Raw genomic sequence first — 22,239 nt, forward strand, 5'->3', positions numbered from 1 at the left:
TAATGGATGGTGCAGGTCACCGTGCTGGTTGCGTGGAAAATGGAGAATGCCGATGCCTCGGGAACGAGCACGAGCATTGGTAGCTGTCACTGCCGCGGTAGTCGCGGCCATACCGATGATCGGGAGCTCACCGGCCGCCGCGAACGCGGCGGTGGGCGGTGCGGCCACCAGGGCGGACGGATCGGCGGCGAAGCAGTGTGCGTTGCCGGGCGCAGACGGGGCTGCTTCGGCCGCACCGGAACACGAGCACCTGGACCCAGCGGCGGTGCGGCAAGCGATCGACTATGCAAGCACACACTTGCGCACGTCGGTGCAGATTTTCCGGAACAACTGCCGCGTCGGCGCGGGCCCGCTGGACCCGGTGACCGAGCAGGCTCCATGGAATGTCTGGAGTTCCACCAAGAGCGTGGTCTCGATGCTGACCGGGATCGCCGCAGACCGGCACCAGCTTGAACTTGACGATCCGATCGGTAAGTACCTGCCCAGGGGGCCGGAGTGGGGCGATGCCGCGCACCGTGCGATCACCATCCGGCAACTGCTCACTGAGACATCAGGACTGCAGGAAGCGATCTTGTCCGAAGCCGCCACGACCGGCACCGACCCGAACGTGGCCCAGGAGGCGCTCGCGCAACCGCTGACCCACCGGCCGGGAACGCATTTCGAATACAGCCAACGCACCCCTGACCTGCTGGCCTACGTGGTGCAGCGCGCGGTCGACACTGATCTACAAGCCTTCGCGCAACACGCGCTGTTCGACCCCATCGGTATCCCGCACTCCAGCTATTTCTGGCTGCGGGACCGCTCCGGCAACTCCTACGGCTACGCCCACCTGTTCATCCCGCCGGACCAGTTCGCCAAGCTCGGTCTGCTCATGCAGAACAACGGCGCCTGGAACGACCACCAGGTGATCTCGCCTGGTTACATGCACCAGGTCGCGCAACCCACCACCACCAACGGGTGCTATGGGCAGCTGTTTTGGACCAACGCCGGCAAGCCCTGCACCGGCGCCAACATTCCCAACGCGCAAACCGTCGACCGCAGGGCGATCCCCAGCGCACCACGCGACGCTTACGCCATGGTGGGCGCCTTCCACCAGAACAACTTCGTCATCCCGAGTCTGAACATGACGGTGACTTGGACCGGAATGCTCGGCGACACCGCCCCCAACCTGCAAGGCATCGCCAGTGCACAACCCGCGGACCTGTACTACAACTTCTTCCGCATCCTCATGCGCGGCGTCAAGGATCACCACATCCCCGACCCCGGGCCCTACACTCCGCCACCTCTTGATCTCGACGTCAACCCTCTCAACTACGCCGACCCGCGCGTGCTGCTGCATGACCTCGCGCCCAACCCCGAGTGCAACCTCCTGGTCTGCAACGACACCATCCCCCTCCAAGGGCTCGCTCAAAACGGCCAAGCGATCAGCCGCAACCTCCTCAGCACCCTCTCCGCAGGGCAGTAGAGTGTAGTCCCATTCGATTTTCGGGGCTGTTAAGGAAACGGCGCAGGCCGGAAACACCGTTCGACCGACACTCCCCGTCGGTGCGACGGCGGAATCCATGTTCAGAGCAGAACCTCTTTGCCTGCCTGGAGGACATGAACAGGGTTTCGTAGGGCTTGTAGGTCGTGAACAGGGTTTCCGTGAACGGCAAGGATGTCTGCGGCGTGTCCGGGCCGGAGCGCTCCGGTGATGCCTTGGAGACCGATGTGGTGGGCGCTGGTGGTGGTGGCGAGTTCGAGGATGTCGGCGTTGGAGAAGCCGATGTGTTCGTAGAGTTCGAGGGTGCTGACCGGGTCGCCGTGTTGGGAGATGGGGACTCCGGCGTCGCTTCCGAAGATCAGGGGCACGCCGTTGCTGGTGAGCCATCGGAGTCGGTGGGCGATGGATTCGGCGCGTTGTGGCCCGAGCTTTTCCCACATCTGGCGCCATCCGGTGGGCAATGCGGGCGAGGCGGCGATGCCGGAGGCGACCATGCGTTTGGCGACGATGTCGCGGAGGTCCGGGACACTGTTCCGACCGAGGAACGTGCAGTGTTCGATGGTGTCGAAGTCGGCCTCGACGGCGGCGGCGATGGTGTCGTTCTCGATGAGGAGCGCGCCTGGCGCGAACTGTTGTCCGCGGGCGCACAAGGCGCTTGTGCCGAACAAGTCGCCGTCCCCGCCGAAGACCTCGTCACGGTGCCCGACGGCCTCGGGCTCACCGCGGCCACCGCGGTCCGCCCCGCTGGTCGTGCCGTCTGGTAGCGGCCTGGGCCTGATGCTGGTGCAGCTCGCCCGCCTAGCCGGTGGCACCGTCATCGCCGCAGCACGGGGCACCGAGCAGCTCGCGGCGGCGACCGTTGCCGGGGCCGCACGGGTCGTCGACGCCGCGAGCAGCGACTGGACGGTCCAGCTCGGTGAACCCGTGAACGTGGTTCTCGACGGGGTCGGCGACGCTCTCGGCCGCGCCGCGTTCGAGCTCGTCGCAAGCGGTGGTCGCTACCTCAGCTACAGCGGTGAGCCCGGCCCGGAACCCGACGAGGCCCGTCGACGTGGCGTGACCCCGTTCGGCACCGAGGTCGTCCACCTCGGAAGTAGCGGAGCGACTCCCAGGCTGACCGAACGAGTCCTCGGCGAGGCCGCCGCTGGCCGGATCCGACCCGTCGTCGGTCCGATCTTCCCGCTCGAGGGTGTGGCCGGGGCCCATACGGCTTTCGAGGGCGGTGGCCTGGTGGGTCGGACGCTGATCACGGTGGCCGAGGTCGACGCCATGGACGACCACGGCGAGCTGATCGGCCTGGTGGAGCGGTTCGGCCGGGGGTTCGCCGCTGCGGACGCCGAACTCCTCACCGCGTTGTGGGCAGGCGATGAGGACGACCTCGTCTACGTCGCCGGGGAGCGAACCCGCCCGCTGCGTACCTACGGCGAGATCGAGCGGTACTACCGGGAGGCGCTCGGCCCCGTCGGGAGCGTGGACAGTGCGGAAGTCACCGATCTGTCGGTCGAGGCCGCAGGAGATCGCGGACGCGCCTTCTTCCGGTTCCGCTTCGCGGGACGAGAAGCAGCGAGCGACGAGCGTTTCGAAGTGGACATCCGGATCACGGCCATCGCGCGACGACGCCACAACCGCTGGGCACTCGTCCACTACCACGAGTCCTCGCCCGGCCCCGCCTGAAGAGACAGGCTTGCGGTGTACAGCGCGGGCACACCGGCACCGGACCGGTGCGCGCGCTGCGGAACCCTGTCTCTGCCACGGCGTTCGCGTCAGAGTTGCAGGCCGATGTACTTGGTCTCGAGATATTCCTCGATGCCTTCGCTGCTGCCTTCCCTGCCGAGGCCGGATTCCTTGATGCCGCCGAACGCTGCGGCCGGGTTGCTGACCACGCCGCGGTTGACGCCGGTCATGCCGCTGTCTAACGCCTCGGCAACTCGCATCGCCCGGCTGAGGTCCTTGGTGAACACGTACGAGGCCAGGCCGAACCGGGTGTCGTTGGCCGCGCCGATCGCCTGCTCCTCGGTGTCGAACGGGTAGATCGCCGCTACCGGCCCGAAGATCTCCTCGGTGCGCAGCTCCGCGTCCGCCGGGATCGCGCGCAGCACTGTCGGTGGGTAGAAGTAGCCCGGTCCACCCGGAACCTTGCCTCCGAGCAGCAGTTCGGCGCCGCGCTCGACGGCGTCGTCGACCAGTTCGGCGACCTTGTCCCGCTGCCGCGCATCGATCATCGGGCCGAGCCCGGTGTCCGGGTCCAAGCCGGATCCGGTGCGCACCGCCGCGAGCCGCTCGGTGAGCTTGCCGGTGAACTCCTCCAGCACCCCGGACTGCACGTATATCCGGTTCGCCGCGACGCAGGACTCCCCGCCGTTGCGGAGTTTCGCCACGGTCGCACCGTCCACCGCCGCGTCGATGTCGGCGTCGTCGAACACCAGCAGCGGCGCGTTCCCGCCGAGTTCCATCGAACTGCGCAGCACGCCTTCGGCCGCCTGCCCGAGCAGCAGTTTGCCGACCCGGGTCGATCCGGTGAAGGAGATCTTGCGCAGCCTCGGGTCGGCGATCATCGGCTGCACCAACCCGGCGGCGTCGGTCGTGGTGAGCACGCCCAGCACGCCGTCCGGCAGGCCCGCTTCGCGCAACACCTCGGCCAGCAGCAGCATGGTCAGCGGAGTCTGCTCGGCGGGCTTGATCACCACGGGACATCCGGCGGCCAGCGCCGCGCCGATCTTGCGAGTGCCCATCGCGAGCGGGAAGTTCCACGGCGTGATCAGCAGCGTCGGCCCAACCGGGCGCTTCGTGGTGATGATCCGGTACTGGCCGCCGGGTTCGACGCCGTAGTCGCCGTCGAGGTGCAGCCGGCTCGCGCTTTCCGAGAACCACCGGAAGAACCCGGCCCCGTAGTCCACTTCGCCGCGCGCCTCGGCCAGCGGTTTGCCCATCTCCAGGGTGATCAGCGTGGCGATTTCTTCGCGTCGCCGGAGCAGCCCGTCATGAGCGGCGCGCAGGATGTCGGCCCGCCGCTGCGGTACCGTGCCCGCCCAGTCGGCGGCGGCGTCGACGGCGTGATCCAGCGCGTCGGACGCGTCGGACGGTCCCGCGTCGGCGACCCGGCGAAGCACCGATTCGTCGGCGGGGTCGACCACCTCGAAGGCCGCCCGGCCGCGCGCAGGCCGCCACCGGCCACCGATGAACAGTTCCGCCGGCGCCGCGGCCAGCGCCGCCGCGCGATCGATCTCGGCCATCCTCGCTCCTCACGCATCGGCAACCCCAGCAAGCCGGTCCCGCACTCTTGCCCCGGATCTTGTATCCACTGTATACAGTTGCCATGGCTGCTGACCACACCCTGCGTTCCGGCTCCCGGCGGAACCCGAACGACATCGCCGCGGAACTGCGCACCGCGATCGTCGACGGGGTCTTCCCGCCGGGGCACCGGCTGGTGCACGAAGAACTCGCCGACCGGTTCGGGGTGAGCCGGATCCCGCTGCGCGAGGCGGTCCGGACACTGGTCGGCGAAGGGCTGGTGCAGAGCCGGCCGGGACGCGGCACCTTCGTCACCGAACTCGACCTGGCCGAGATCGACGAGATCTACGACCTCCGCAAGCTGGTGGAACCCAGCTTCGCCGAGCACGTCGTGCAGCGCTGCTCCCGCGCGGACATCACCCGGCTGCGCGAGATGACCGAGCAGCTGGACCACGTCGACCGGCTTGGCAGCGAGGGCTGGTCCCGGGTGAACTTCGCCTTCCACCTGGACATGTACCGACTGGCCGGGCTGCCGATGCGCTACGAGGTGATTTCCCGGCTGTACCACCAGTTGGAGCCGTACTCCCGCTTCTACGTGCACAGCACGCACGCGTTGGAGCGGGTGCAGGCCGAGCACAAGGCGATGGTCACCGCGCTCGCCGACGGCGACACCGCGGAACTCGAGCGGCAGATCCACGACCACATCGACGGTGGTCAGCAGGGCCTGCGCAGTGCGTGGCAGCGCCGGGCCGAACACCCCGAAACCGTTCTGGAGCAACGCCGATGAGCAATGCCTTCGCCCGCCCCGCCGACCGGCTCGCCGCGATCAAACCCTCGCCGATCAGGGCGATCTTCGATCGCGCCGCGCGGCTGGAGGCGGAGGGCCGCAAGATCTACCACTTCGAGATCGGCCGACCGGACTTCGACAGCCCGGCGGTTGCCAAGCAGGCGACGATCGCCGCGCTCGAAGCCGGGAAGGTGCACTACGCGCCGAACGCGGGCACGGCCGATCTCCGGGCCGCGATCTCCGAGTACCTGGCGGACAAGCGCGCCGTCCGCTACTGCCCGGACGGGGAGATCATCGCCACGGTGGGCGCCAACGAGGCGGTTTTCCTCGCCATGATGGCGTTCTGCGGCCCGGGCGACGAGGTGGTGATCCCGGTGCCCGCCTGGGCGCACTACCAATCCTGCGTCCGGCTGGCCGGTGCCGAACCGGTCGAGGTCCCGCTGAACGCCGCCGACGGGCACCGGCTCGACCACGCGGCGCTGGCGGCTGCGATCACCGAACGCACCCGGATGGTCGTGCTGTGCACGCCGAACAATCCGACCGGGACGGTGGCCAGCAAGTCCGATGTGGACGCGGTGGCCGAGCTACTGCGCGGCACCGACGCGTTGCTGCTGTCCGACGAGATCTACGCCGACCTCACCTACGACACCGACCACGTGTCCCCGGCAGCGCTGGACGAGCTGCACCCGCGGACGCTGTCCGTCGGCGGGTTCGCCAAGGCATTCGCGATGGACGGTTGGCGACTCGGCTGGCTGGCCGGACCCGCAGAACTCATCGCACCGGCGCTTCGGGTGCGGCAGTACACCACGGTCTGCTCCACCACCTTCACCCAGGACGGCGGGGCCGCGGCGCTGCGCTCGGCGCGGGAGGATTCCGAGTCGATGCGCCGGTCCTTCGAGCAGCGGCGCAACGCGGCGCTGGACATCCTGCGCGGCACCGAGCGGGTTCGGGTGGCGTCCCCGGACGGCGCGTTCTACCTCTACCTCAGCTACGACCCGGCGACCGCGGAACCGGCCGAGGAACTCGCGCTGCGGCTGCTGGAAGAACACGGGGTCGCGGTGGTGCCCGGAACCGCGTTCGACCCGGCGGGCGGCACGCATTCGCTGCGGATCTCCTACGCCTGCCCGTTGCCCGACCTCACCGAAGGACTGCGCCGGATCCGCACCGCACTGGGCCGGTGACATTCACGCGATCAACACAGAAGGCAGGTTCATGAGTACGACGACCCAACAGCGGCACGCCGACGTGGTCGACGCCGTGCTCGGGATGGCCCCGGACGCCGTGGCCTACGTGCCGAGCAACAGCATCGCCGGGATCATCAACGGCCTCACCGAACACGCAGCGTCCGGCACCCGGATCTTCCCGGTATCCCGGGAAGAGGAAGCCGTCGGCATCATCGGGGCACTCCCGCTGGCCGGGAAGTTCGGCGCGATCGTCATGCAGGACAACGGTTTCGGCAACGCGCTCACCGCGCTCACCACCTTCGCCGGCTCCTACCACCTGCCGCTGCTGATCCTGGCCAACACCCGGGGTGGTCTCGGTGAGTACAACTCGATGATCCACTCGATCTCCGCGCCGGTGCCGGACATGCTCAAGTCCGCCAACATCCCGGTCTTCCAACTGGACCGGCGCAATCCCCCACGGGACTGGCGAGCCACGGTCACCGAGGCCGGGAAGCACGCTCGGATGACCTACCGGCCGGTCGTGGTGCTGATGGAGTTCTTCGACTTCGACGACGAGGAGAGCCGCGCATGAAACGCATCGAAGCCCTCCGGGTGATCACCGAGCGCACCCCCGACCTCCCGGTGACCGCCACCTGCGCGGCCACCAGCAGGGAACTCGCCGCGGTCGCCGACCGGGACAACCACCTGTACCTGCTGGACGCGATGGGGCTCACCGTCTCCGTGGGCACCGGAGTCGCGCTGGCCGCCTCGGATGCCGGGGTGCGCAGCGTGGTCGTCGACGGGGACGGCTCGCTGCTGATGAACCTCGGTTCGGCAGCCACCGCCGGTTACCTGCAGCAGCCCAACCTGGTGATCGTACTGCTGGACAACGGGGTTTACGCGTCCACCGCCGGAATCCCCACCCAGGCAACGGAGTTGGACCTCGGCGCGATCGCCGAATCGGTCGGCCTGCGCACGCTGCGCGCCACCGACGCCGAGGAGCTCGATGCCACGCTGGGTCGGACGTTGACCGAACCCGGCCCGTGGTTCGTGCACGCGCGCATCGAAGCAGGCAACGAGCCGGGCACCCCGCTGCTGCTGCTCGACCCGGTGGTGCACGCCGACCGGTTCCGCCGCTGGCTGACCGAACGGATCGCGGCATGACCGGAATCGCCATCAACACCGACGTGGGGGAAGGTTTCGGCGCCTGGCGCATCGCCGACGACGAGGCGCTGCTGGACCTGGTCACCGCGGCCAACGTGGCCTGCGGCTTCCACGCCGGCGACCCGGACATCCTGCGCCGCACCTGCGAGCACGCGGTGCGGCGCGGGGTGGCCATCGGCGCCCAGGTCTCCTACCGCGACCTGGCCGGATTCGGCCGCCGCTTCCTGGACGTGCCGACGGACAGCCTGGTCAACGACCTGATCTACCAGATGGGGGCGTTGCAGGCGTTCGCCCGGCTCGCCGGTGGCCGGATCGGCTACGTCAAGGCGCACGGCGCGCTCTACAACGCCGCCGCCCGGCACGAGCCGCACGCGGCGGCGATCGTGCGAGCCGTCGCGTCCTTCGACGACTCGCTGCCACTGCTGTGCCAGCCGGGAACCGGAACCTGGCGGCAGGCCGGCGCAGCCGGGCTACGCACGCTGGCCGAGGGGTTCATCGACCGCGGCTACACGGCTGAGGGCCTACTGGTGCCGCGCGATCAACCGGGCGCGCTGATCACTGACCCCGCCGAAGCCGCGCAACGCGCGGTGCGAATGGCCATCGCGGGCAAGGTCACGGCCGTGACCGGCGAAGACGTCGAACTCTCCCCCACCGCGCTCTGCGTGCACAGCGACACCGCGGGAGCCGTCGAACTCGCCTCGGCCGTCGCAAATGCGTTGCGCGCCAACGACATTCCGATGATTCCGATCCGCTGAGGACTTCGGACGCGCCATTTCGCGCGTCCCTCCGGCGGTGGTCGCGCAGCCCGTCCAGCTCAGCGCTGTTCGCCGCGAGACGCGGATTCCCGTTACAGACCGGAAAGACCGTTACGACCGGCCGATGCCCGACCACTTGTGAGGTTCGCATGCGCCAGTGCCCTCCCGAGTCCAACGGCCCGCGCCTGCTGCGGGCCGGTGACCGCGGTTGGCTGGTCGAACTGCCCCCGGGGCGGTCGGCGGCATTGGCCGCGTCTGTTCGACAGCAGCCATGGGCCGGGCAGGTCGCCGAAGTGGTTCCCGCTTCCCGAACAGTGCTGGTCACCGCCATGCACCCGAACATGACCAACGCGCTGGGCACCGCATTGGCCGGAATGCTGCGGGATTCCGCCCAACACCCGACGCCGACCTGGCAGCCGCGCACCATCCGGATCCCGGTGCGCTACGACGGCCCGGATCTCGAAGACGTGGCCGAGGCGGTGGGTTTGCGGCCGGACGAAGTCGCCGAGCGGCACTGCTCGGTGCGGCACGTGGTCGGATTCTTCGGCTTCGCGCCGGGTTTCGCCTACATCGACGGGTTGCCCGAGGTACTGGCGCTGCCCCGGCGGAGCAGCCCGCGAACCCGGATCGAGGCCGGATGCGTGGCGATCGCGGGAAACCAGAGCGTCGTCTACCCGGGCGGCACCCCCGGCGGCTGGCACCTGATCGGCCGGACCGAACAGCGGATGTGGGACCCGCAGGGCGATCCGCCGAACCGGTTGGAAGTCGGCGATCACGTTGTTTTCCAGGCGGTTTCGCCATGTTGACCGCTACGCCGTCCACTTTGGAGGTGGTGGACCCCGGACCGCTGAGCACGGTGCAGGACCTCGGCCGGACCGGTTACGCGCACCTCGGGGTCAGCCCGTCCGGGGCGGCCGATCCGGAAAGCCTCCGGCTGGCCAACAGGCTCGTCGGCAACCCGGCCGGAACCCCGGCGTTGGAATGCACCCTCGGCGGGCTGAGCTTGCGGTTCACCGCCGCCCGCTGGGTCGCGCTCGCCGGCGCACCCGCATCGGCACTGGTGGACGGGCGCCCGGTGGTCGACCCGCGGCGGTTCCGAGTTCCGGCCGGGCGGGTGCTGCACCTGGGCCGTCCGAGCATCGGGCTGCGCAGCTACCTCGCCGTCGGCGGCGGGTTCCTGGTGCGGCGGGTGCTCGGCGGCGCCGGACACGACGTGCTCGCCGGGCACGGCCCCGCACCGCTGCGGCCGGGCGACGAATTGGCGATCGGTCCGGACCGGCCACAACCGGCCGCGCCGATCGAACTCGCCAACAGCCGCTGCCCGAGCGGACTCGCGACCCTCAGATTCGGTTGGGGCCCGCGGCACGAACTGTTCGACGCGGCCGATCGGGAACGGTTCACCACCACCCGGTGGCGGATCTCCACCGAATCCAACCGGATCGGCGTTCGGCTTCTCGGCGAACCGCTGCGAATCGGCGAGGTCCGATTGGCCAGCGAGGGAATGGTGCCCGGCGCGATCCAGGTGCCACCTTCCGGGGAGCCGATCGCGTTCCTCGCCGACCACCCGGTGACCGGCGGATACCCGGTGATCGGCGTGCTCACCGAACCCGACATCGGACTACTCGCCCAAGCACCACCGGGAACCGCGATCCGGTTCCGATCAATTCCCGGAACGGACGCACCGGCACCCACCCCGCACCGGTGACCGAAAGGCGGACGAAAACCGAAAAAACCGATCGCCGCAGTCGGCGATCAGCACCAGCACACCCGAAAAGCGTTGGAGTGCACCATGTCCAGCTCCACCGAAGTGCGCGGACCAGCGACCGAGCGGTCCACTCGGAAAGCGGCGATCGCGGCCCTGACCGGAACCACGATCGAATACTACGAATTCGGCGTCTACGGCTATCTCGCGGTCACCATCAGCCCGCTGTTCTTCCCGAGCAACGAACCCACCGCGGGACTGCTGTCCACCCTGGCGGTGTTCGGCAGCTCGTTCCTGGTGCGCCCGCTGGGCGGGGTGCTGCTCGGCTGGCTCGGCGACCGCATCGGCCGCAAGGCCGTGCTGCTGCTCACCGTGATCGGGATGGGCAGCGCAACGGCGTTGACCGGCCTGCTGCCCACGCACGGCTCGATCGGTCTGCTGGCCCCGCTGGCCCTGCTGATCGTCCGGCTGTTGCAGGGGTTCTTCGCCGGTGGCGAAGTCACCGGCGCCGCCGCGTACGTCGCGGAATCGGCGCCGACCGGCAGGCGCGGCTTCTACGGCGGGTTCACGCCGATGGGCGTCGCGCTCGGCGGCGCGCTGGCCGCCACGGTCGCGGGCGTGGTTTCCACGGTGCTGACCGCCGAGCAGATGTCGGCCTGGGGCTGGCGAATCCCGTTCCTGTGCTCGATTCCGCTGATCGTGGTTTCGCTCGTGATGCGGAAGAAGCTGGAGGACACCCACGAATTCGAAACGGCCAGGCAGCGACGCGAACTGGTCAAGGCGCCGCTCGGCGAGGTGCTGACCCGGCACTTCGGCGCAGTGGCCAAGGTCGTCGGCCTGTCGTTCGGGCAGAACGCCGGGTACTGGGTCGGCTTGGTGTTCATGAACATCTACCTGACCAAGAACCTCGGCTACGACCAGACCGCGGTGTTCTGGATCATCATGGTGGTCAACCTCGTGATGGGCGTGCTGATGCCGCTGTGGGGCGGCCTGTCCGACCGCAAGGGGCGCAAGTTCGTGCTCACCACGGGATTCATCGGATACATGGTGCTGGTGCTGCCGATGATGTTGCTGATGAACAACGACGACATCTGGTTGGCGCTGCTCGCGATGGTCATCGCGACGATTCCGTTCCCGATCGTGCAGTCGGTGGGCTACCCGACCTACGCGGAGCAGTTCCCCACGCGGGTGCGCTACACCGGGCTGTCGTTGAGCTTCAACATCGGCACCATCCTCGGCGGCGGCATCATGCCGTACGCGGCGACCTGGTTGATCTCGGCCAGCGGCAGCCTGCTCGCGCCCGGCTGGCTGCTCATCGGTGCCTGCGTGATCGCCTTGCTGTCCCTGCTCGCCGTCCGGGAGACCTCGCGATCGGAGCTGGCCCGATGAGCGCCCCCGCGAATCCCGCACAACTGCGCCGGATGATCGCCGAAGGCAGCTGGACCGGCCCGACCGCGGGCGTGCTCGACGGCTACCAGCAGGCGAACCTGGCCGTGGTACCGCGCGACCTGGCCTACGAATTCCTGCTGTTCTGCACCCGGAACCCGAAACCCTGCCCGGTGCTCGCGGTGACCGACCCGGGCGACCCGATCGTCCGGATCGGCAGCACCCGGGCGGATCTGCGGAACTCGCTGCCGCGCTACCGGGTTTGGCGGGACGGACGCCTGGTGGCCGAACCCACCGAGATCGGCGAGTTCTGGCGCGCGGACTCGGTCGGCTTCCTGCTGGGATGCAGTCACACCTGGGAAGGTCCACTGCGCCAGGCGGGCATCCCGGTGCCGCGCGCCGCTGAATCGGCTGCTCCCCCGGTCTACCGCACCGATCGCCCGACCGAACCGGCCGGCCGGTTGGCCGGTCCGCTGGTGGTGAGCATGCGAGCGGTTCCCGGACACCACGTCGCCCGGGTCGTGGAGATCACTTCCCGATACCCGACCGGCCACGGCGCCCCGGTGCACATCGGCGACCCAGCAGGGCTGGGCATCGCCAGCCTCGACGAACCGGACTTCGGCCCAGCCCCGGTGGTCGACCCCGGCTCGGTGCCGGTGTTCTGGGCCTGCGGCGTCACCCCGCAACTGGTGTTGCCGGACGCCGGGGCCGAATACGTGATCACGCACCGGGCCGGGCACATGTTCGTCTTCGATCACCACGTCGATGCGCCCCCGTGACCGGTACGGCGCTTTCGACGCAGGCTCGATCGAAGTGCTGGGTCGGACGATGCCGATCACGGTCATCCGCGAGTGGCTGATCTCAACGGTCTCCATTGCTACTCGCCACCGTCCTTGGTTGGCATGACGTAGCCGCTGATGAATCCCACGAGTCCAAAAGCGACGCCGGCGGTGATGCTCGGTGTGAGCAGGTGATCGGCGGCCCACGTGACCCAGTCGGGCTGCATGAACACGACACCGGCGAGCTGGGTGCCGACCAGGACCGCGGCCATGGTGAGGAAAACCAGCAGGGTAACGATGAACGCGGCACGGCAGATGACCTGCGAGCGTTGCAGAGCGGCGGTCATGGGGTTCCTTTCCGGTCGGGGGTGGCTCAGGACAGGACGGGCAGAACGCCCCAGGCGATCAGGCAGCCGATGAGCGTGATCGGCACCATGTAGTAGGTGACCAGCGGCAGAAAGGTCTTCTCCGGTTTCGCTCCGGTGAGGCCTGCGGCGACGAAGATCGAGCCGGAGGCGGGCGGGGACGCACCCTCGGTCGAGGCGAACACGAGGATCGCCGTGACGGCCAGCACGGGGTCGACGCCGACGGAGACGAGCGCGAGCAGCGAGACCTGACCGACCGCGGTGAGGGTCGCCGTCGACGACAGCGGACCCGCGACGACCGCCACCAGGACACCGACCAGCACCGCCATCACGTACTTGTTCAACTGGAAGTCGGTCAGGAGGGCGTCGATGTCCGCGGCCAGCCCGAGTCCACTGAGCACCTCACTGGCGGCGACGGCGAAGTACAGCAGCGCCCCGATGCTGGCGAACCGCGGCATGGCGTCGGTGATCCACGTCGCCCAGTTCCGCGCGCCGCGCGGAAGGGTGCGCCGGCCGACGATCAGCGCAAGCGCGGTGACCAGGAGGGGAATCCAGGTGAGGATGGAGATGTCCTCGATGGACTCTCCGAGCGGCGTCGAGTTGGTCAGCAGATTCGCCAGCGGACCGACGGTGACCAAGATGGGAACGAGTGCGCCGAGCACGATGATCAGCGCGGTTCCACCGTCCCTGAGCGCGCGGCGGAGCGGCTGGAGGTCTTCGTCGGGTGCGCGCTGGATGCCGTCCCGGCGCACGAAGTAGGCGACGAGCAGAAAACGCCATACGAGCTGATAGAGGCCCGCGCACAGCAGGGCGAGGTAGATCTGGCCGGTGGTGACCATCGAGCCGGCGAAGCCGATCATGATGACCATGGAGGCGCTCGGCGGAAGCGCGGCCCCGAGGCCACCGTTGCCGGCCATGACGGTGGCGCTGCGCTCCGGACTCCACCCGGTGCGCACCATCCAAGGTCCGGTGAAAGCTCCGGTCGCAGCGGTGTTGCCGGAGTTCGACCCGGACAGTGCGCCCATGACGGCCGAGCCTGCGGTGTCGACGAGCGCCGGGCCTCCGCGCACCCTGCCGATGAGCGAGTTCAGGATGGCCAGCAGCTTGTGGATGAGACCGGTGCGGTCGACGACGTAGGCCATGAACACGAACGCCAACGCTGCGTAGAGCACTTCCTCGTTGAGCGCGTCGCGCAGGCCGCCGAGCAGCGCCTCGGGGGCGCCGGTTCCGGCGAACGCTGCGGTGGTGAGCAGGCCGAACAGCATGGCCTCGCCCATGTTCCGTTTGAAGACGACGTTCCAGACGATGATGACGACGATGAATGCGCCGAGCGCGATGAGTCCGGCGGGCACGGGAAGTCCCCTCTGCGACGGTGAAGTGGGGTCGGCGGGCGACGGTCAGGAAGCGCGGTCGGCGAGGATCCGCTGGTATCGAGCGGATTCGTCGGCGACGACGGCACGGGAGTCGGCGAGTACGCGTTCGGCGTCGGCGAGCGGGACGACGGCGACGCCATCGTCGTCCGCCACCACGATGTCGCCGTGGTGGACGACGACTCCGCCGAGCGAGATGTCGGTTCCGATCCGGTATGGACCGGACTTGTAGGGGCCGGCGGGCGAAACACCCACGGCCCACACGGGGAACCCGGCCTCCTGCAACGCGGCGGCGTCCCGCACGGCGCCATCGATGATCATGCCCCGGATGCCGCGGTTGATCGCTCGGTGCGCGATCAGTTCACCGATCAGTGCACGGGAGGAGTGGCCGCCCCCGTCGACGACGAGGATGTCGCCGCGACGGGCGCGGGTGAGCGCTTCATGGATGCCCTTGTTGTCACCCGGACGGCAGAGCACCGTCACGACTCGACCGGCGAGGCGCGGGCCGGGCCAGACCGACCGGACCCGGGGATCGACCATGCCCAGGCGGTCGCGGGCGTCGCCGATCGCCGCCGTCGGAAGCTCGGCGAAAGCGGTGATCAATGCCTCGAGGTCCTGCGCAGGCCCCCTGCTCAACGCGCTGTGCCGGCTGGCCACTCCGGTCGTGACGAAGGGCGAGACCCCCAACGAAGCCAGTAGGTCGACGGCGGCCTCGGATTCGTGGGCGCGTCGCAGGGCGTGTTTGCGGGTCCCTTGGTCGAGCCGGTCGAGTGCCTGCTCGCCGCCGGTGAGCGCGGCCGAGATCTGCGCCCGGACCCACTCGGTCTCGTCCGCTGCCACGCCGGCGTCCATCGCCTCGGTGATCACCGCGCCCAGGCCCTTCATGAACACGGTCCGGAGGATTTTGCGCCGGGACGCAGCGCCGGGCCGCACTCCGACCACCTCGACGTCGGCGCCGAGTGCCCGAAATGATGCGGCGGCTCTTTCGGCAGCGGGACCCGACACCACGAGCGCCGTCCCGGCACCGAACTGCGGCACGGACCCGATCACCGCGACGTCGGCGAAGCGGTCGCCTGCGTCCCCGAGCGCCGCGGCAACGTCCTGCTTGCATTCCGGAGCCGCCGCGTTGAGGTCGGCGTAGACCGCGCTGGGCTCCAGATGCCCGGCGACGTCGCCGGCAACCGTGACCGCGTGCGCGGCAGTGACCAGGCTCAGCACCACGTCCGCGTGGCGCACGGCATCCGCGCCGCTGGGCATCCGGGAGACGCCGTCAGGCGTCGGCACGTCACTGGGGTCGTACCCGTTGACGCTGGCGCCGATGGCGGCGAACGCCGTCGCGTAGATGGTTCCGGCTTCGCCGAGGCCCAGCACTGCGATCCTCATCGATCCAACCTCTTTATCATAGAATGATATTTATATTCAATGAGTGAGATTGTTGGTCATGAGATGAACGGCAGTCAATACATCGCGGCACGAAGCGAGGAAAGTTCTCATACAGTGATAGGCTCGGTGGCGATGACTGCCCCGAAACAGAGCCCCATGCGCTCGGTACATCGTGCGTTCGAGGTGCTGTCAGTCCTCGAGCTCGCCCAGCAGCCGCTGCGGCTGACCGACATCGCACAACGCGCCGGACTCCATGTCGCTACCACACAACGCCTCGTCAGCGTCCTCGCTGAGCACGGCTACGCCAGCAGGCATGCCAACGGCTACACCGCAGGGCCTGCCGCGCTGTCCACCGCGCACGCGTTCGCCACGACGAGCCCGTTGCGGCTGGTGGCACGCCCCGTGCTGGAAGAACTCGCTACCGCGACCGGGCTCACCGCTTCGCTCTACGTCCGGGTTCAGGACAGCCGCGTGCTCATTGACCGCGTTGAAGGCGGACGACGGCCGCTCTACTCGCTGCCCATCGGGGAACGACTTGCGCTCTACCCGGGAGCGGCGGGCAAAGTGTTCCTCGCCTGCGAGCACGACGCCGAACTCGAGCACGTAGCGGCCGAACTGCCATCGGTCACACTGGCTGATGGCACCGTCCTCGACGAAGCCACGATCCGCGCCGACCTCGAGCACATCCGCGCCCGCGGCTTCGCGATCTCGGTCGACGAACGGCAATTCGACACCACTTCGGTCGCCGCGCTCATCACCGACTCCACCGGCCAGCTGCTCGGCGCGATCGGCATCAGCGGCGCAAGCAGTGAACTCCGCGACGTGGAGTCGAGCACGCTGCCCGCCGATGTCCGCCGCGCCGCGCAAGCCATCGGCACTCGTGTGCCTGCCATCGGCTGACGACGCCGCTGCGGCTCCGTCAGGTCCGGCGCTCAGGTCCAGTCGTCCACATCGGACGCCACCCCCGCCCGCTCGGCCACGGCGCGCAACTGCTCGGCCAACGTGTCCGGGATCGGAATTCCGGATCCGTTGCGTTCGTCGCGGGTGGCGGCCTCCGCATCACCCGCGACAAGCACGGGAGCGGACGGGTCGAGTGGCGGAGTCTCGTGCAACAGATCGATCGCGTCGTCCAGGTCGTCCTCGAACATGCCTTGCGGGCGGAAGAACTCAGGATCGAGCGCGAGGAAGAAGTGCCCGATGTTGTGGGGGTCCTCGGGTTCGCGCAGAGCAGGAAAAGCTCCACCGCAGAGGGTCGCTCCGAGAATGTGCGCCATCATGGCGAGGCCGTAGCCCTTGTGGCTCGACATCTCCGGTGTTCCGCCCAGCGGTGTGAGCCCGCCGAGATCGTCCTCCCGAAGGATGCGCAACGCCGTCCCCGCGTCGTCGACCGGCGTGCCGTCAGCGTCCGTGACCCAGCCGGTCGGCAACGGCGCCCGGTGGTAGTCGTAGACCTTGACCTTGTTCACCGCGGCCGTGCTCGTGGCGATATCCAGCATGAAGTTGGGATTCCGGCGCGCAGGAGCGGCGAAAGCGAGCGGGTTGGTCGCAAGCCTGGGTGCGGCCGAGCCGGTCGGCGCCACGGACGGAAGGCTCGCCGAGCTGGTGACCAGTCCGATTAAGCCTTCGGCGGCTGCCATCTCGGCATAGTGGCCGGCAGCACCGAAATGATGGGAGTTCACGACCGACGCCACACCGACCGCGTTGGTGCGAGCTCTCTCGATGGCCTTGCGCATCGCGAACACGCTCGCGGGGTGTCCGATCCCGCCCCCTGCGTCGACCAGCGCCACCGACGCGTTCTCCCGCGTCACCGTGGGCCGCGCACGGAGGTCGAGGCGCCCGGATTCCCGGAGCTTCTCGTACGTCATCAACATGGACACGCCATGGGAATCGGTTCCGGCCAGATCAGTGGCTGTCATGACGTTGGCCGTGGTCTCGGCCAAATCGGCGTCCATACCCCACGCGGTGAGCACGTCGGTGATGAGCCGATGAATCCGATCAGCAGAAATGCGCATTGGATGTCTCCTTGAGATGCCCCCGGCGGTGTCGACGCTGTCCGGCTGCGGTTGCCGCGCGAGCAGTACGTGCGAGATCGTCTTCGCCCGAACGCTCGAAGACGTCGGCCGCCAGGTGGGATCCCGATTTGCAGGCTCGAGGTGGCTGCGGGTGACGGTCGGTGGGTTGGTTCCGCGCATGAGTGAACCGCATCGACGAGATCGACGTGCCACGTGACCGAGAACCGACTTCAGCCCGGGGCGACGACCTGGTGCTCGGTTGTCCGGAGGATCAGTCGAAGCGGGTCAGGTACTGGTCGACGGCCGCTTCGGCCGCGCCGAGCAGGCCGCCGCGCTCACCCAGCTCTGCCGGGCACAGCTGCAGCGGTACGCCCGGGCCGCGGAATTCGGCCAGCGCGGTGTCGAGGTCCACGCGGGCGTGCTGCAACAGCGGGGAGAGCAGACCACCGAGGATGATGCGCTCCGGGTTGAAGATGTTGGCCAGGCTGGCCAGCCCCTTGGCGACCGGGGTGCACAGCGCGCGCAACGCCTCGCTGGCGTCGGTGTCGGTGGCGGCGCGGGCGAGCAAGTCGTTCAGCGCCGCGTGCCGATTCGCCGGGGCGTGCACGCCGGCGTGGCGCAGCAGTGCATCGGCGCCGATTTCGGTCTCCCAGCAGCCGCGCCCGCCGCAGCGGCACCGCCGCCCACCGGGGTCGGTGATCATGTGCCCAATCTCGCCCGCGTAGCCGGTGTGCCCGGTGAGCACCCGGTCGCTGGTGATGATGCCGCCGCCGACACCGACTTCGGCGGAGACGTAGACGAGTTCGCCGCAGTAGCGGCCGGCGCCGCGGCGCTGCTCGGCCAACGCAGCTAGCCGGGCTTCGTTGCCGACGATGATCGGCAGCCGCAGCTCCGTGGATCGACGCAATTCCGCGCTGAGGTCCAGGTCGCGCCATGCCAGGTTCGGCGCGTGCGTGACCTGGCCGTCGGCACCGCGTACGAGGCCGGCCACGGCGATGCCGAGCGCGAGCGGCTCGCCGTCGCCTCGGCGCGCGCGGTCAACGATCAGCTCGGTGATCTGGGCGAGGCTGCGCCCCGGCGCACCGGGTTCCGACTCGTGCGGCACGTGCTCCTCGTCGAGCAATGTGCCGCCGAAGCCGACGCGGCTGATGCGGATCGTGTCCACTTCGATCGCCACGGCCAGCACCTGGGCGCGGTCGGTGCTCGGGGAGACGATCCGGGGCGGGCGTCCGCGCCCGCTCTGCGAGCCTGCGGCTTCGCCTTCGGCGGCCAGACCGCGGTTGGCGAGGTCGGCGACGAGGTCGGCCACGGCGCTGCGGGTCAGCCCGGTGACCTCGCAAAGATCCGCGCGGCTGGTGGGTCCGTGCAAGTGCAGCTGCTCCAGAATCGTGCGGAGGTTGTGGCGTCGCAGGCCGGCCGGGGCACGGCCCGAGGTGGTCGAAGCAGTCACTCGTTCCTCGTTTCGGCGGGATCCCAGGTCAGTATTGCTGATCGGCCGGGGGTTGACGGCCGGGGCATTTTGTTTTTTCCTCGGTAAAATAATAATCGACCGATCAGCCCGTCCCACCGACGTGACGGACCACCTGGAGGTCATCGTGCGCACCCGAAGAAGACGACCACTCCTGCTCGCCACGGCCCTGGGCCTGTGCATCGCGTGCGCTGGGGCGAACGCCTCGGCTACCGCTGCGGCGCCGGTGTATCGCGACCCGTCGTACGCACCCGCCGAACGCGCTGCCGACCTCGTCTCCCGCATGACCGTCCAGGAGAAGGCCCAGCAGCTCACCTCCAGCCGAGCGCCCGCGATCCCGCGCTTGGGCGTCAAGGCCTACGGCTGGTGGAACGAGGCCATCCACGGCGTCTCGCGCGAGCAGACCGAGGACGGCGCCGCTCCTGCCGACCTGGTCAACACCACGTCCTACCCGGTGAGCCTGTCGATGGGATCCACCTGGGATCCGGAACTCGTGCACGAGGTCGCCGACCAGGTGTCCGACGAAGCAAGGGAGGTGGTGCGGGACAACCGCTACGACCTCAACTTCTACTCGCCGACGATCAACCTCGGCCGCGACCCGCGATGGGGCAGAAACGACGAGACCTACGGCGAGGACCCGAAACTCACCGCCGCACTGGCCACCCAGTACATCAACGGCATGGAGGGCAGGGGCCGCGACGGCGAGCCGCGGCCGGACAGCGGCGGCTACCTCAAGACCAGCACCACGATCAAGCACTTCGCGGCGAACAACAGCGAGTACAACCGCACCACCGGATCGTCCGACATGGACGAGAGCACGCTGCGGGAGTACTACGCGAAACCCTTCGAGCAGGTGCTCGAACAAACCCGGCCAGCGTCGATCATGACCGCCTACAACCGCGTCAACAACGTGCCCGCCACGGCCAGCACGCACCTGATCGACACGCTGGCGCGCAAGACGTTCGGATTCCGCGGCTTCCTGACGACCGACTGCGACTCGGCGCGGGAGATGCAGCACGGGCACCACTGGCAGCCGCCAGGACACGACGAGCCCGTCGGCCCCGTGGAACGCAACGCCTACGCCAACGCGGCCGGTGTTGATCTGAACTGCAACCAGGGCCTGCACGACGAGCACCACTACGGCAACACGCTGCCCACCGCCGTCGAGCTCGGCACACCCACCGCGAACGGCACCTACACCGAGGATTTCCTGGACTCCTCGCTGGTGCGGCTGTTCACCAACCGCATCCGGCTGGGCGAGTTCGACGACGATGCGAACAACCCCTGGGTGCAGCAGGCCCGGGAACGTGTCCCCCGCGGCAGCTGGGAGAACTCCGAGGCCAACAACGCCGTCACGCAGACCGGCGAGCGACTCGACCTCGCCCGGCGCGCGGGCAGCGAAGCTCTCGTGCTGCTGAAGAACGGCTCGACCAGCGGTGGAAAGCAGCTATTACCGCTCGATGTGCCGCGCAGCGGGCCGTTCCGAGTCGCCGTCATCGGTGACTACGCCGACCCGGAGCAGATGTACCTGGGCGGCTATTCGAGCGAGCAGGGGCCGTCCGGCCGGGCCAACAGCGTCAACGGGCTAGAAGGCGTCAAGCAGGCGATCGAGCGGATCAACCCGCAGGCGACCGTGGACTTCCTGCCCGGTGCTGATCCGAAGGATCCCGCGCGGGCCAACGCCGAGTCGATCCGCAAGGCCGCGGACTACGACACCGCCGTGGTCTACGCGGGCACCGACGACGACCACGCCGAGGAGGAGAAGGACCGCGCGACCCTGCGACTGCCCGAGCCGCAGACGGAGCTGATCGAAGGCGTGGCGCACCGCAACCCGAATACGGCGGTGTACCTGGAAACCGTTGGCGCGGTCGACGTCACGCGCTTCGCCGACGACGTGCCTGCGCTCCTTTGGAGCTCTTACAACGGGCAGCGCAAGGGCCAAGCCCTCGCCGACGTGCTCACCGGCGAGCACAACCCGAGCGGGCACCTGCCGTTCACGTGGTATCGCGGTGACGCGCAGCTGGGCAGGCTCGGCGACTACGACATCCGGCCGCACCAAGGCCATCCCGGCAGCACCTACCAGTACTTCCGGGGCGAGCCGTCCTACCCCTTCGGCCACGGGCTCAGCTACAGCGACTTCGACTACGGCGAGCTGCGCCTCGACCGGGACCACATCGACGCCGACGGAACCGTGATCGCGCGAGCCACGATCACCAATCGCTCGGACACGGCCGGGTCCGATGTCGTGCAGCTGTACTCGAGCTCGCTGCAGCGTGCCGGCGGTTCCCAGCAACGGAGCGGGGACGACCCGCGCCCGGACAAGCGCTTGGCGGCCTTCCAGAAGGTACGGCTCGAACCGGGCGAGAGCAGGGAGGTCACCTTCCGGGTTCCCGCGCGCGATCTGGCCTTCTTCGACGAGCAGCACGACCGCTACGCCGTCGATGACGCTTACCGCCTACAGCTCGCCGGCTCCAGCACTGACGTCGCCGACGAGCGGCGTCTGAACGTCACCGGCGAGCTCGTGCCGAAGCCGCAGTCCGTCGCGGTGACGCCGCAGGCCACCGGTGATCCGGAGGACAGCAACGCCTCCCGGGTGATGTACGAGCCGGGAACCGACATCGATCCCCGCCTGACGGTGGCGATGTCGGACGGGACCCGACGTGGTTACGACGCCGAAGGCACCGCTGCGCAGTTGCCTCCGGGGATGCGCATCAGCTACGAGTCCAACCGGCCCGAGGTGGTGCGGGTCGACCGAGCCGGTGTGCACGCAGGCTCGGCCGGTGTCGCCACGGTGACCGCGACCGTCGAGTACCGCGGCCGGACGCAGCAGGCATCGTTCACCGTCCGCGTCGGGGACGGCTCGTGATCGGGCAGCCGAGCCGACGCCTCCACGAATGCGGGGATCGACGAGTCCAGCTCGCTGCTGCTGAGCTCTTCCGCCTCCCGCCCTGGCAGTGCCCGCAACGGCCCAGTGCGTGGCGAACTTCCTCATTGCCGCGACGTTCCCACCGCTTTCAGAGATCAGCCTGCCGATGACCTGTCTCGGCTGCACCGCTTTCGCAGCGGTGTCGGTGCGGTTCGTCCTCGAGCGGGTTCCCGACCAAGGGCCTCTCGAGGACGTGGACCGCACCGCGCTGGCGTGGCCGGGCTGATCCCGGCCGCGTCGTCCGCACCCCGTCGACATCACGCGA

The 22,239-nt window shown here is 68.9% G+C and carries 20 protein-coding genes; 13 read left to right on the forward strand and 7 right to left on the reverse strand.

What is annotated here, in order from left to right; genetic code table 11:
• Positions 1 to 76 precede the first annotated feature (76 nt).
• On the forward strand, positions 77 to 1,465 hold the full coding sequence (locus tag V1457_RS29665; protein WP_338598513.1) for a serine hydrolase: 1,389 nt from the start codon (positions 77 to 79) through the stop codon (positions 1,463 to 1,465).
• A 101-nt stretch (positions 1,466 to 1,566) separates the two neighbouring features.
• Here the strand turns inward: V1457_RS29665 and V1457_RS29670 are convergent, their stop codons facing one another.
• Positions 1,567 to 2,301 (reverse strand): amidohydrolase family protein, encoded by a 735-nt coding sequence (locus V1457_RS29670; protein ID WP_338598515.1) that lies wholly within the window; start codon positions 2,299 to 2,301, stop codon positions 1,567 to 1,569.
• Here V1457_RS29670 and V1457_RS29675 point away from each other — a divergent pair.
• Entirely contained in the window at positions 2,261 to 3,157 is an 897-nt protein-coding gene (locus tag V1457_RS29675) for a zinc-binding dehydrogenase (protein WP_338598517.1), read from the forward strand. The two genes, V1457_RS29670 and V1457_RS29675, sit on opposite strands and share 41 nt — an antisense overlap.
• Positions 3,158 to 3,246: 89 nt before the next feature.
• Here V1457_RS29675 and V1457_RS29680 read toward each other — a convergent pair whose 3' ends face one another.
• Complete coding sequence (locus V1457_RS29680) at positions 3,247 to 4,716, reverse strand: NAD-dependent succinate-semialdehyde dehydrogenase (RefSeq protein ID WP_338598519.1); 1,470 nt, start codon at positions 4,714 to 4,716, stop codon at positions 3,247 to 3,249.
• Positions 4,717 to 4,799: 83 nt separating this feature from the next.
• Here V1457_RS29680 and V1457_RS29685 point away from each other — a divergent pair, with 83 nt between their 5' ends.
• The 9 genes from V1457_RS29685 to V1457_RS29725 all read left to right on the forward strand — a co-directional run bounded on the left by V1457_RS29685 (position 4,800) and on the right by V1457_RS29725 (position 12,450).
• Complete coding sequence (locus tag V1457_RS29685; RefSeq protein WP_295150365.1) at positions 4,800 to 5,501, forward strand: GntR family transcriptional regulator; 702 nt, start codon at positions 4,800 to 4,802, stop codon at positions 5,499 to 5,501.
• Positions 5,498 to 6,682 (forward strand): pyridoxal phosphate-dependent aminotransferase, encoded by a 1,185-nt coding sequence (locus tag V1457_RS29690; RefSeq protein WP_338598522.1) that lies wholly within the window; start codon positions 5,498 to 5,500, stop codon positions 6,680 to 6,682. The genes V1457_RS29685 and V1457_RS29690 overlap by 4 nt, the downstream gene beginning before the upstream one ends.
• A gap of 31 nt (positions 6,683 to 6,713) precedes the next feature.
• Positions 6,714 to 7,256, forward strand: coding sequence for a thiamine pyrophosphate-binding protein (locus tag V1457_RS29695; protein ID WP_295150359.1), 543 nt, complete (start codon positions 6,714 to 6,716; stop codon positions 7,254 to 7,256).
• Positions 7,253 to 7,828, forward strand: coding sequence for a thiamine pyrophosphate-dependent enzyme (locus V1457_RS29700; RefSeq protein WP_295150357.1), 576 nt, complete (start codon positions 7,253 to 7,255; stop codon positions 7,826 to 7,828). The genes V1457_RS29695 and V1457_RS29700 overlap by 4 nt, the downstream gene beginning before the upstream one ends.
• Positions 7,825 to 8,583: a 5-oxoprolinase subunit PxpA gene (locus tag V1457_RS29705; protein WP_338598526.1), complete on the forward strand. Its 759-nt coding sequence runs from the start codon at positions 7,825 to 7,827 to the stop codon at positions 8,581 to 8,583. The genes V1457_RS29700 and V1457_RS29705 overlap by 4 nt, the downstream gene beginning before the upstream one ends.
• 149 nt (positions 8,584 to 8,732) lie before the next feature.
• A complete protein-coding gene (locus V1457_RS29710) occupies positions 8,733 to 9,389 on the forward strand; it encodes an allophanate hydrolase subunit 1 (RefSeq protein ID WP_338598528.1) in 657 nt (218 codons plus the stop codon).
• The gene (locus V1457_RS29715) at positions 9,383 to 10,288 is read left to right on the forward strand and encodes a biotin-dependent carboxyltransferase family protein (protein ID WP_338598530.1); all 906 of its coding nucleotides are present in this window, start codon (positions 9,383 to 9,385) and stop codon (positions 10,286 to 10,288) included. Before V1457_RS29710 ends, V1457_RS29715 begins: the two co-directional genes overlap by 7 nt.
• Positions 10,289 to 10,372: 84 nt before the next feature.
• Positions 10,373 to 11,674, forward strand: a complete 1,302-nt coding sequence (locus tag V1457_RS29720) for an MFS transporter (RefSeq protein WP_338598532.1) — start codon at positions 10,373 to 10,375, stop codon at positions 11,672 to 11,674.
• Positions 11,671 to 12,450: a putative hydro-lyase gene (locus tag V1457_RS29725; RefSeq protein ID WP_338598534.1), complete on the forward strand. Its 780-nt coding sequence runs from the start codon at positions 11,671 to 11,673 to the stop codon at positions 12,448 to 12,450. Before V1457_RS29720 ends, V1457_RS29725 begins: the two co-directional genes overlap by 4 nt.
• Positions 12,451 to 12,548: 98 nt before the next feature.
• Here V1457_RS29725 and V1457_RS29730 read toward each other — a convergent pair whose 3' ends face one another.
• The 3 genes from V1457_RS29730 to V1457_RS29740 are packed head-to-tail and all read right to left on the reverse strand — an operon-like array spanning position 12,549 to position 15,568.
• Complete coding sequence (locus V1457_RS29730) at positions 12,549 to 12,797, reverse strand: hypothetical protein (protein ID WP_200072007.1); 249 nt, start codon at positions 12,795 to 12,797, stop codon at positions 12,549 to 12,551.
• A gap of 26 nt (positions 12,798 to 12,823) precedes the next feature.
• Positions 12,824 to 14,167 carry a TRAP transporter large permease subunit gene (locus V1457_RS29735; protein ID WP_295150338.1) on the reverse strand — a complete coding sequence of 448 codons (1,344 nt, stop codon included), beginning with the start codon at positions 14,165 to 14,167 and terminating at the stop codon, positions 12,824 to 12,826.
• A 45-nt stretch (positions 14,168 to 14,212) separates the two neighbouring features.
• Entirely contained in the window at positions 14,213 to 15,568 is a 1,356-nt protein-coding gene (locus V1457_RS29740; protein WP_338598538.1) for an NAD(P)-binding domain-containing protein, read from the reverse strand.
• Positions 15,569 to 15,607: 39 nt separating this feature from the next.
• On the opposite strand from V1457_RS29740, the gene V1457_RS29745 reads away from it, so the two are divergent.
• The gene (locus V1457_RS29745) at positions 15,608 to 16,468 is read left to right on the forward strand and encodes an IclR family transcriptional regulator (protein WP_200072004.1); all 861 of its coding nucleotides are present in this window, start codon (positions 15,608 to 15,610) and stop codon (positions 16,466 to 16,468) included.
• 32 nt (positions 16,469 to 16,500) lie between these two features.
• Here V1457_RS29745 and V1457_RS29750 read toward each other — a convergent pair whose 3' ends face one another.
• Both V1457_RS29750 and V1457_RS29755 read right to left on the reverse strand, forming a co-directional pair.
• Positions 16,501 to 17,760: an Ldh family oxidoreductase gene (locus V1457_RS29750; protein ID WP_338598541.1), complete on the reverse strand. Its 1,260-nt coding sequence runs from the start codon at positions 17,758 to 17,760 to the stop codon at positions 16,501 to 16,503.
• 91 nt (positions 17,761 to 17,851) lie between these two features.
• Positions 17,852 to 19,030, reverse strand: a complete 1,179-nt coding sequence (locus V1457_RS29755) for an ROK family transcriptional regulator (RefSeq protein ID WP_338598543.1) — start codon at positions 19,028 to 19,030, stop codon at positions 17,852 to 17,854.
• 121 nt (positions 19,031 to 19,151) lie between these two features.
• Here V1457_RS29755 and V1457_RS29760 point away from each other — a divergent pair, with 121 nt between their 5' ends.
• Positions 19,152 to 21,914, forward strand: coding sequence for a glycoside hydrolase family 3 C-terminal domain-containing protein (locus tag V1457_RS29760; RefSeq protein ID WP_338598545.1), 2,763 nt, complete (start codon positions 19,152 to 19,154; stop codon positions 21,912 to 21,914).
• Positions 21,915 to 22,239: the final 325 nt, after the last annotated feature.

The sequence above is a fragment of the Saccharopolyspora sp. SCSIO 74807 genome (assembly GCF_037023755.1).
GTDB lineage: Bacteria > Actinomycetota > Actinomycetes > Mycobacteriales > Pseudonocardiaceae > Saccharopolyspora_C > Saccharopolyspora_C galaxeae.

What these genes read in the sequence shown, in the direction of transcription:
- V1457_RS29670 (WP_338598515.1), bottom strand. Translation starts at nt 2,301, where the DNA reads ATGACGGTGCCACCGGCTAGGCGGGCGAGCTGCACCAGCATCAGGCCC.
- V1457_RS29745 (WP_200072004.1), top strand. Translation starts at nt 15,608, where the DNA reads ATGAGTGAGATTGTTGGTCATGAGATGAACGGCAGTCAATACATCGCG.
- V1457_RS29750 (WP_338598541.1), bottom strand. Translation starts at nt 17,760, where the DNA reads ATGCGCGGAACCAACCCACCGACCGTCACCCGCAGCCACCTCGAGCCT.
- V1457_RS29690 (WP_338598522.1), top strand. Translation starts at nt 5,498, where the DNA reads ATGAGCAATGCCTTCGCCCGCCCCGCCGACCGGCTCGCCGCGATCAAA.
- V1457_RS29725 (WP_338598534.1), top strand. Translation starts at nt 11,671, where the DNA reads ATGAGCGCCCCCGCGAATCCCGCACAACTGCGCCGGATGATCGCCGAA.
- V1457_RS29680 (WP_338598519.1), bottom strand. Translation starts at nt 4,716, where the DNA reads ATGGCCGAGATCGATCGCGCGGCGGCGCTGGCCGCGGCGCCGGCGGAA.
- V1457_RS29720 (WP_338598532.1), top strand. Translation starts at nt 10,373, where the DNA reads ATGTCCAGCTCCACCGAAGTGCGCGGACCAGCGACCGAGCGGTCCACT.
- V1457_RS29695 (WP_295150359.1), top strand. Translation starts at nt 6,714, where the DNA reads ATGAGTACGACGACCCAACAGCGGCACGCCGACGTGGTCGACGCCGTG.
- V1457_RS29715 (WP_338598530.1), top strand. Translation starts at nt 9,383, where the DNA reads ATGTTGACCGCTACGCCGTCCACTTTGGAGGTGGTGGACCCCGGACCG.
- V1457_RS29685 (WP_295150365.1), top strand. Translation starts at nt 4,800, where the DNA reads ATGGCTGCTGACCACACCCTGCGTTCCGGCTCCCGGCGGAACCCGAAC.
- V1457_RS29730 (WP_200072007.1), bottom strand. Translation starts at nt 12,797, where the DNA reads ATGACCGCCGCTCTGCAACGCTCGCAGGTCATCTGCCGTGCCGCGTTC.
- V1457_RS29700 (WP_295150357.1), top strand. Translation starts at nt 7,253, where the DNA reads ATGAAACGCATCGAAGCCCTCCGGGTGATCACCGAGCGCACCCCCGAC.
- V1457_RS29705 (WP_338598526.1), top strand. Translation starts at nt 7,825, where the DNA reads ATGACCGGAATCGCCATCAACACCGACGTGGGGGAAGGTTTCGGCGCC.
- V1457_RS29710 (WP_338598528.1), top strand. Translation starts at nt 8,733, where the DNA reads ATGCGCCAGTGCCCTCCCGAGTCCAACGGCCCGCGCCTGCTGCGGGCC.
- V1457_RS29740 (WP_338598538.1), bottom strand. Translation starts at nt 15,568, where the DNA reads ATGAGGATCGCAGTGCTGGGCCTCGGCGAAGCCGGAACCATCTACGCG.
- V1457_RS29675 (WP_338598517.1), top strand. Translation starts at nt 2,261, where the DNA reads ATGCTGGTGCAGCTCGCCCGCCTAGCCGGTGGCACCGTCATCGCCGCA.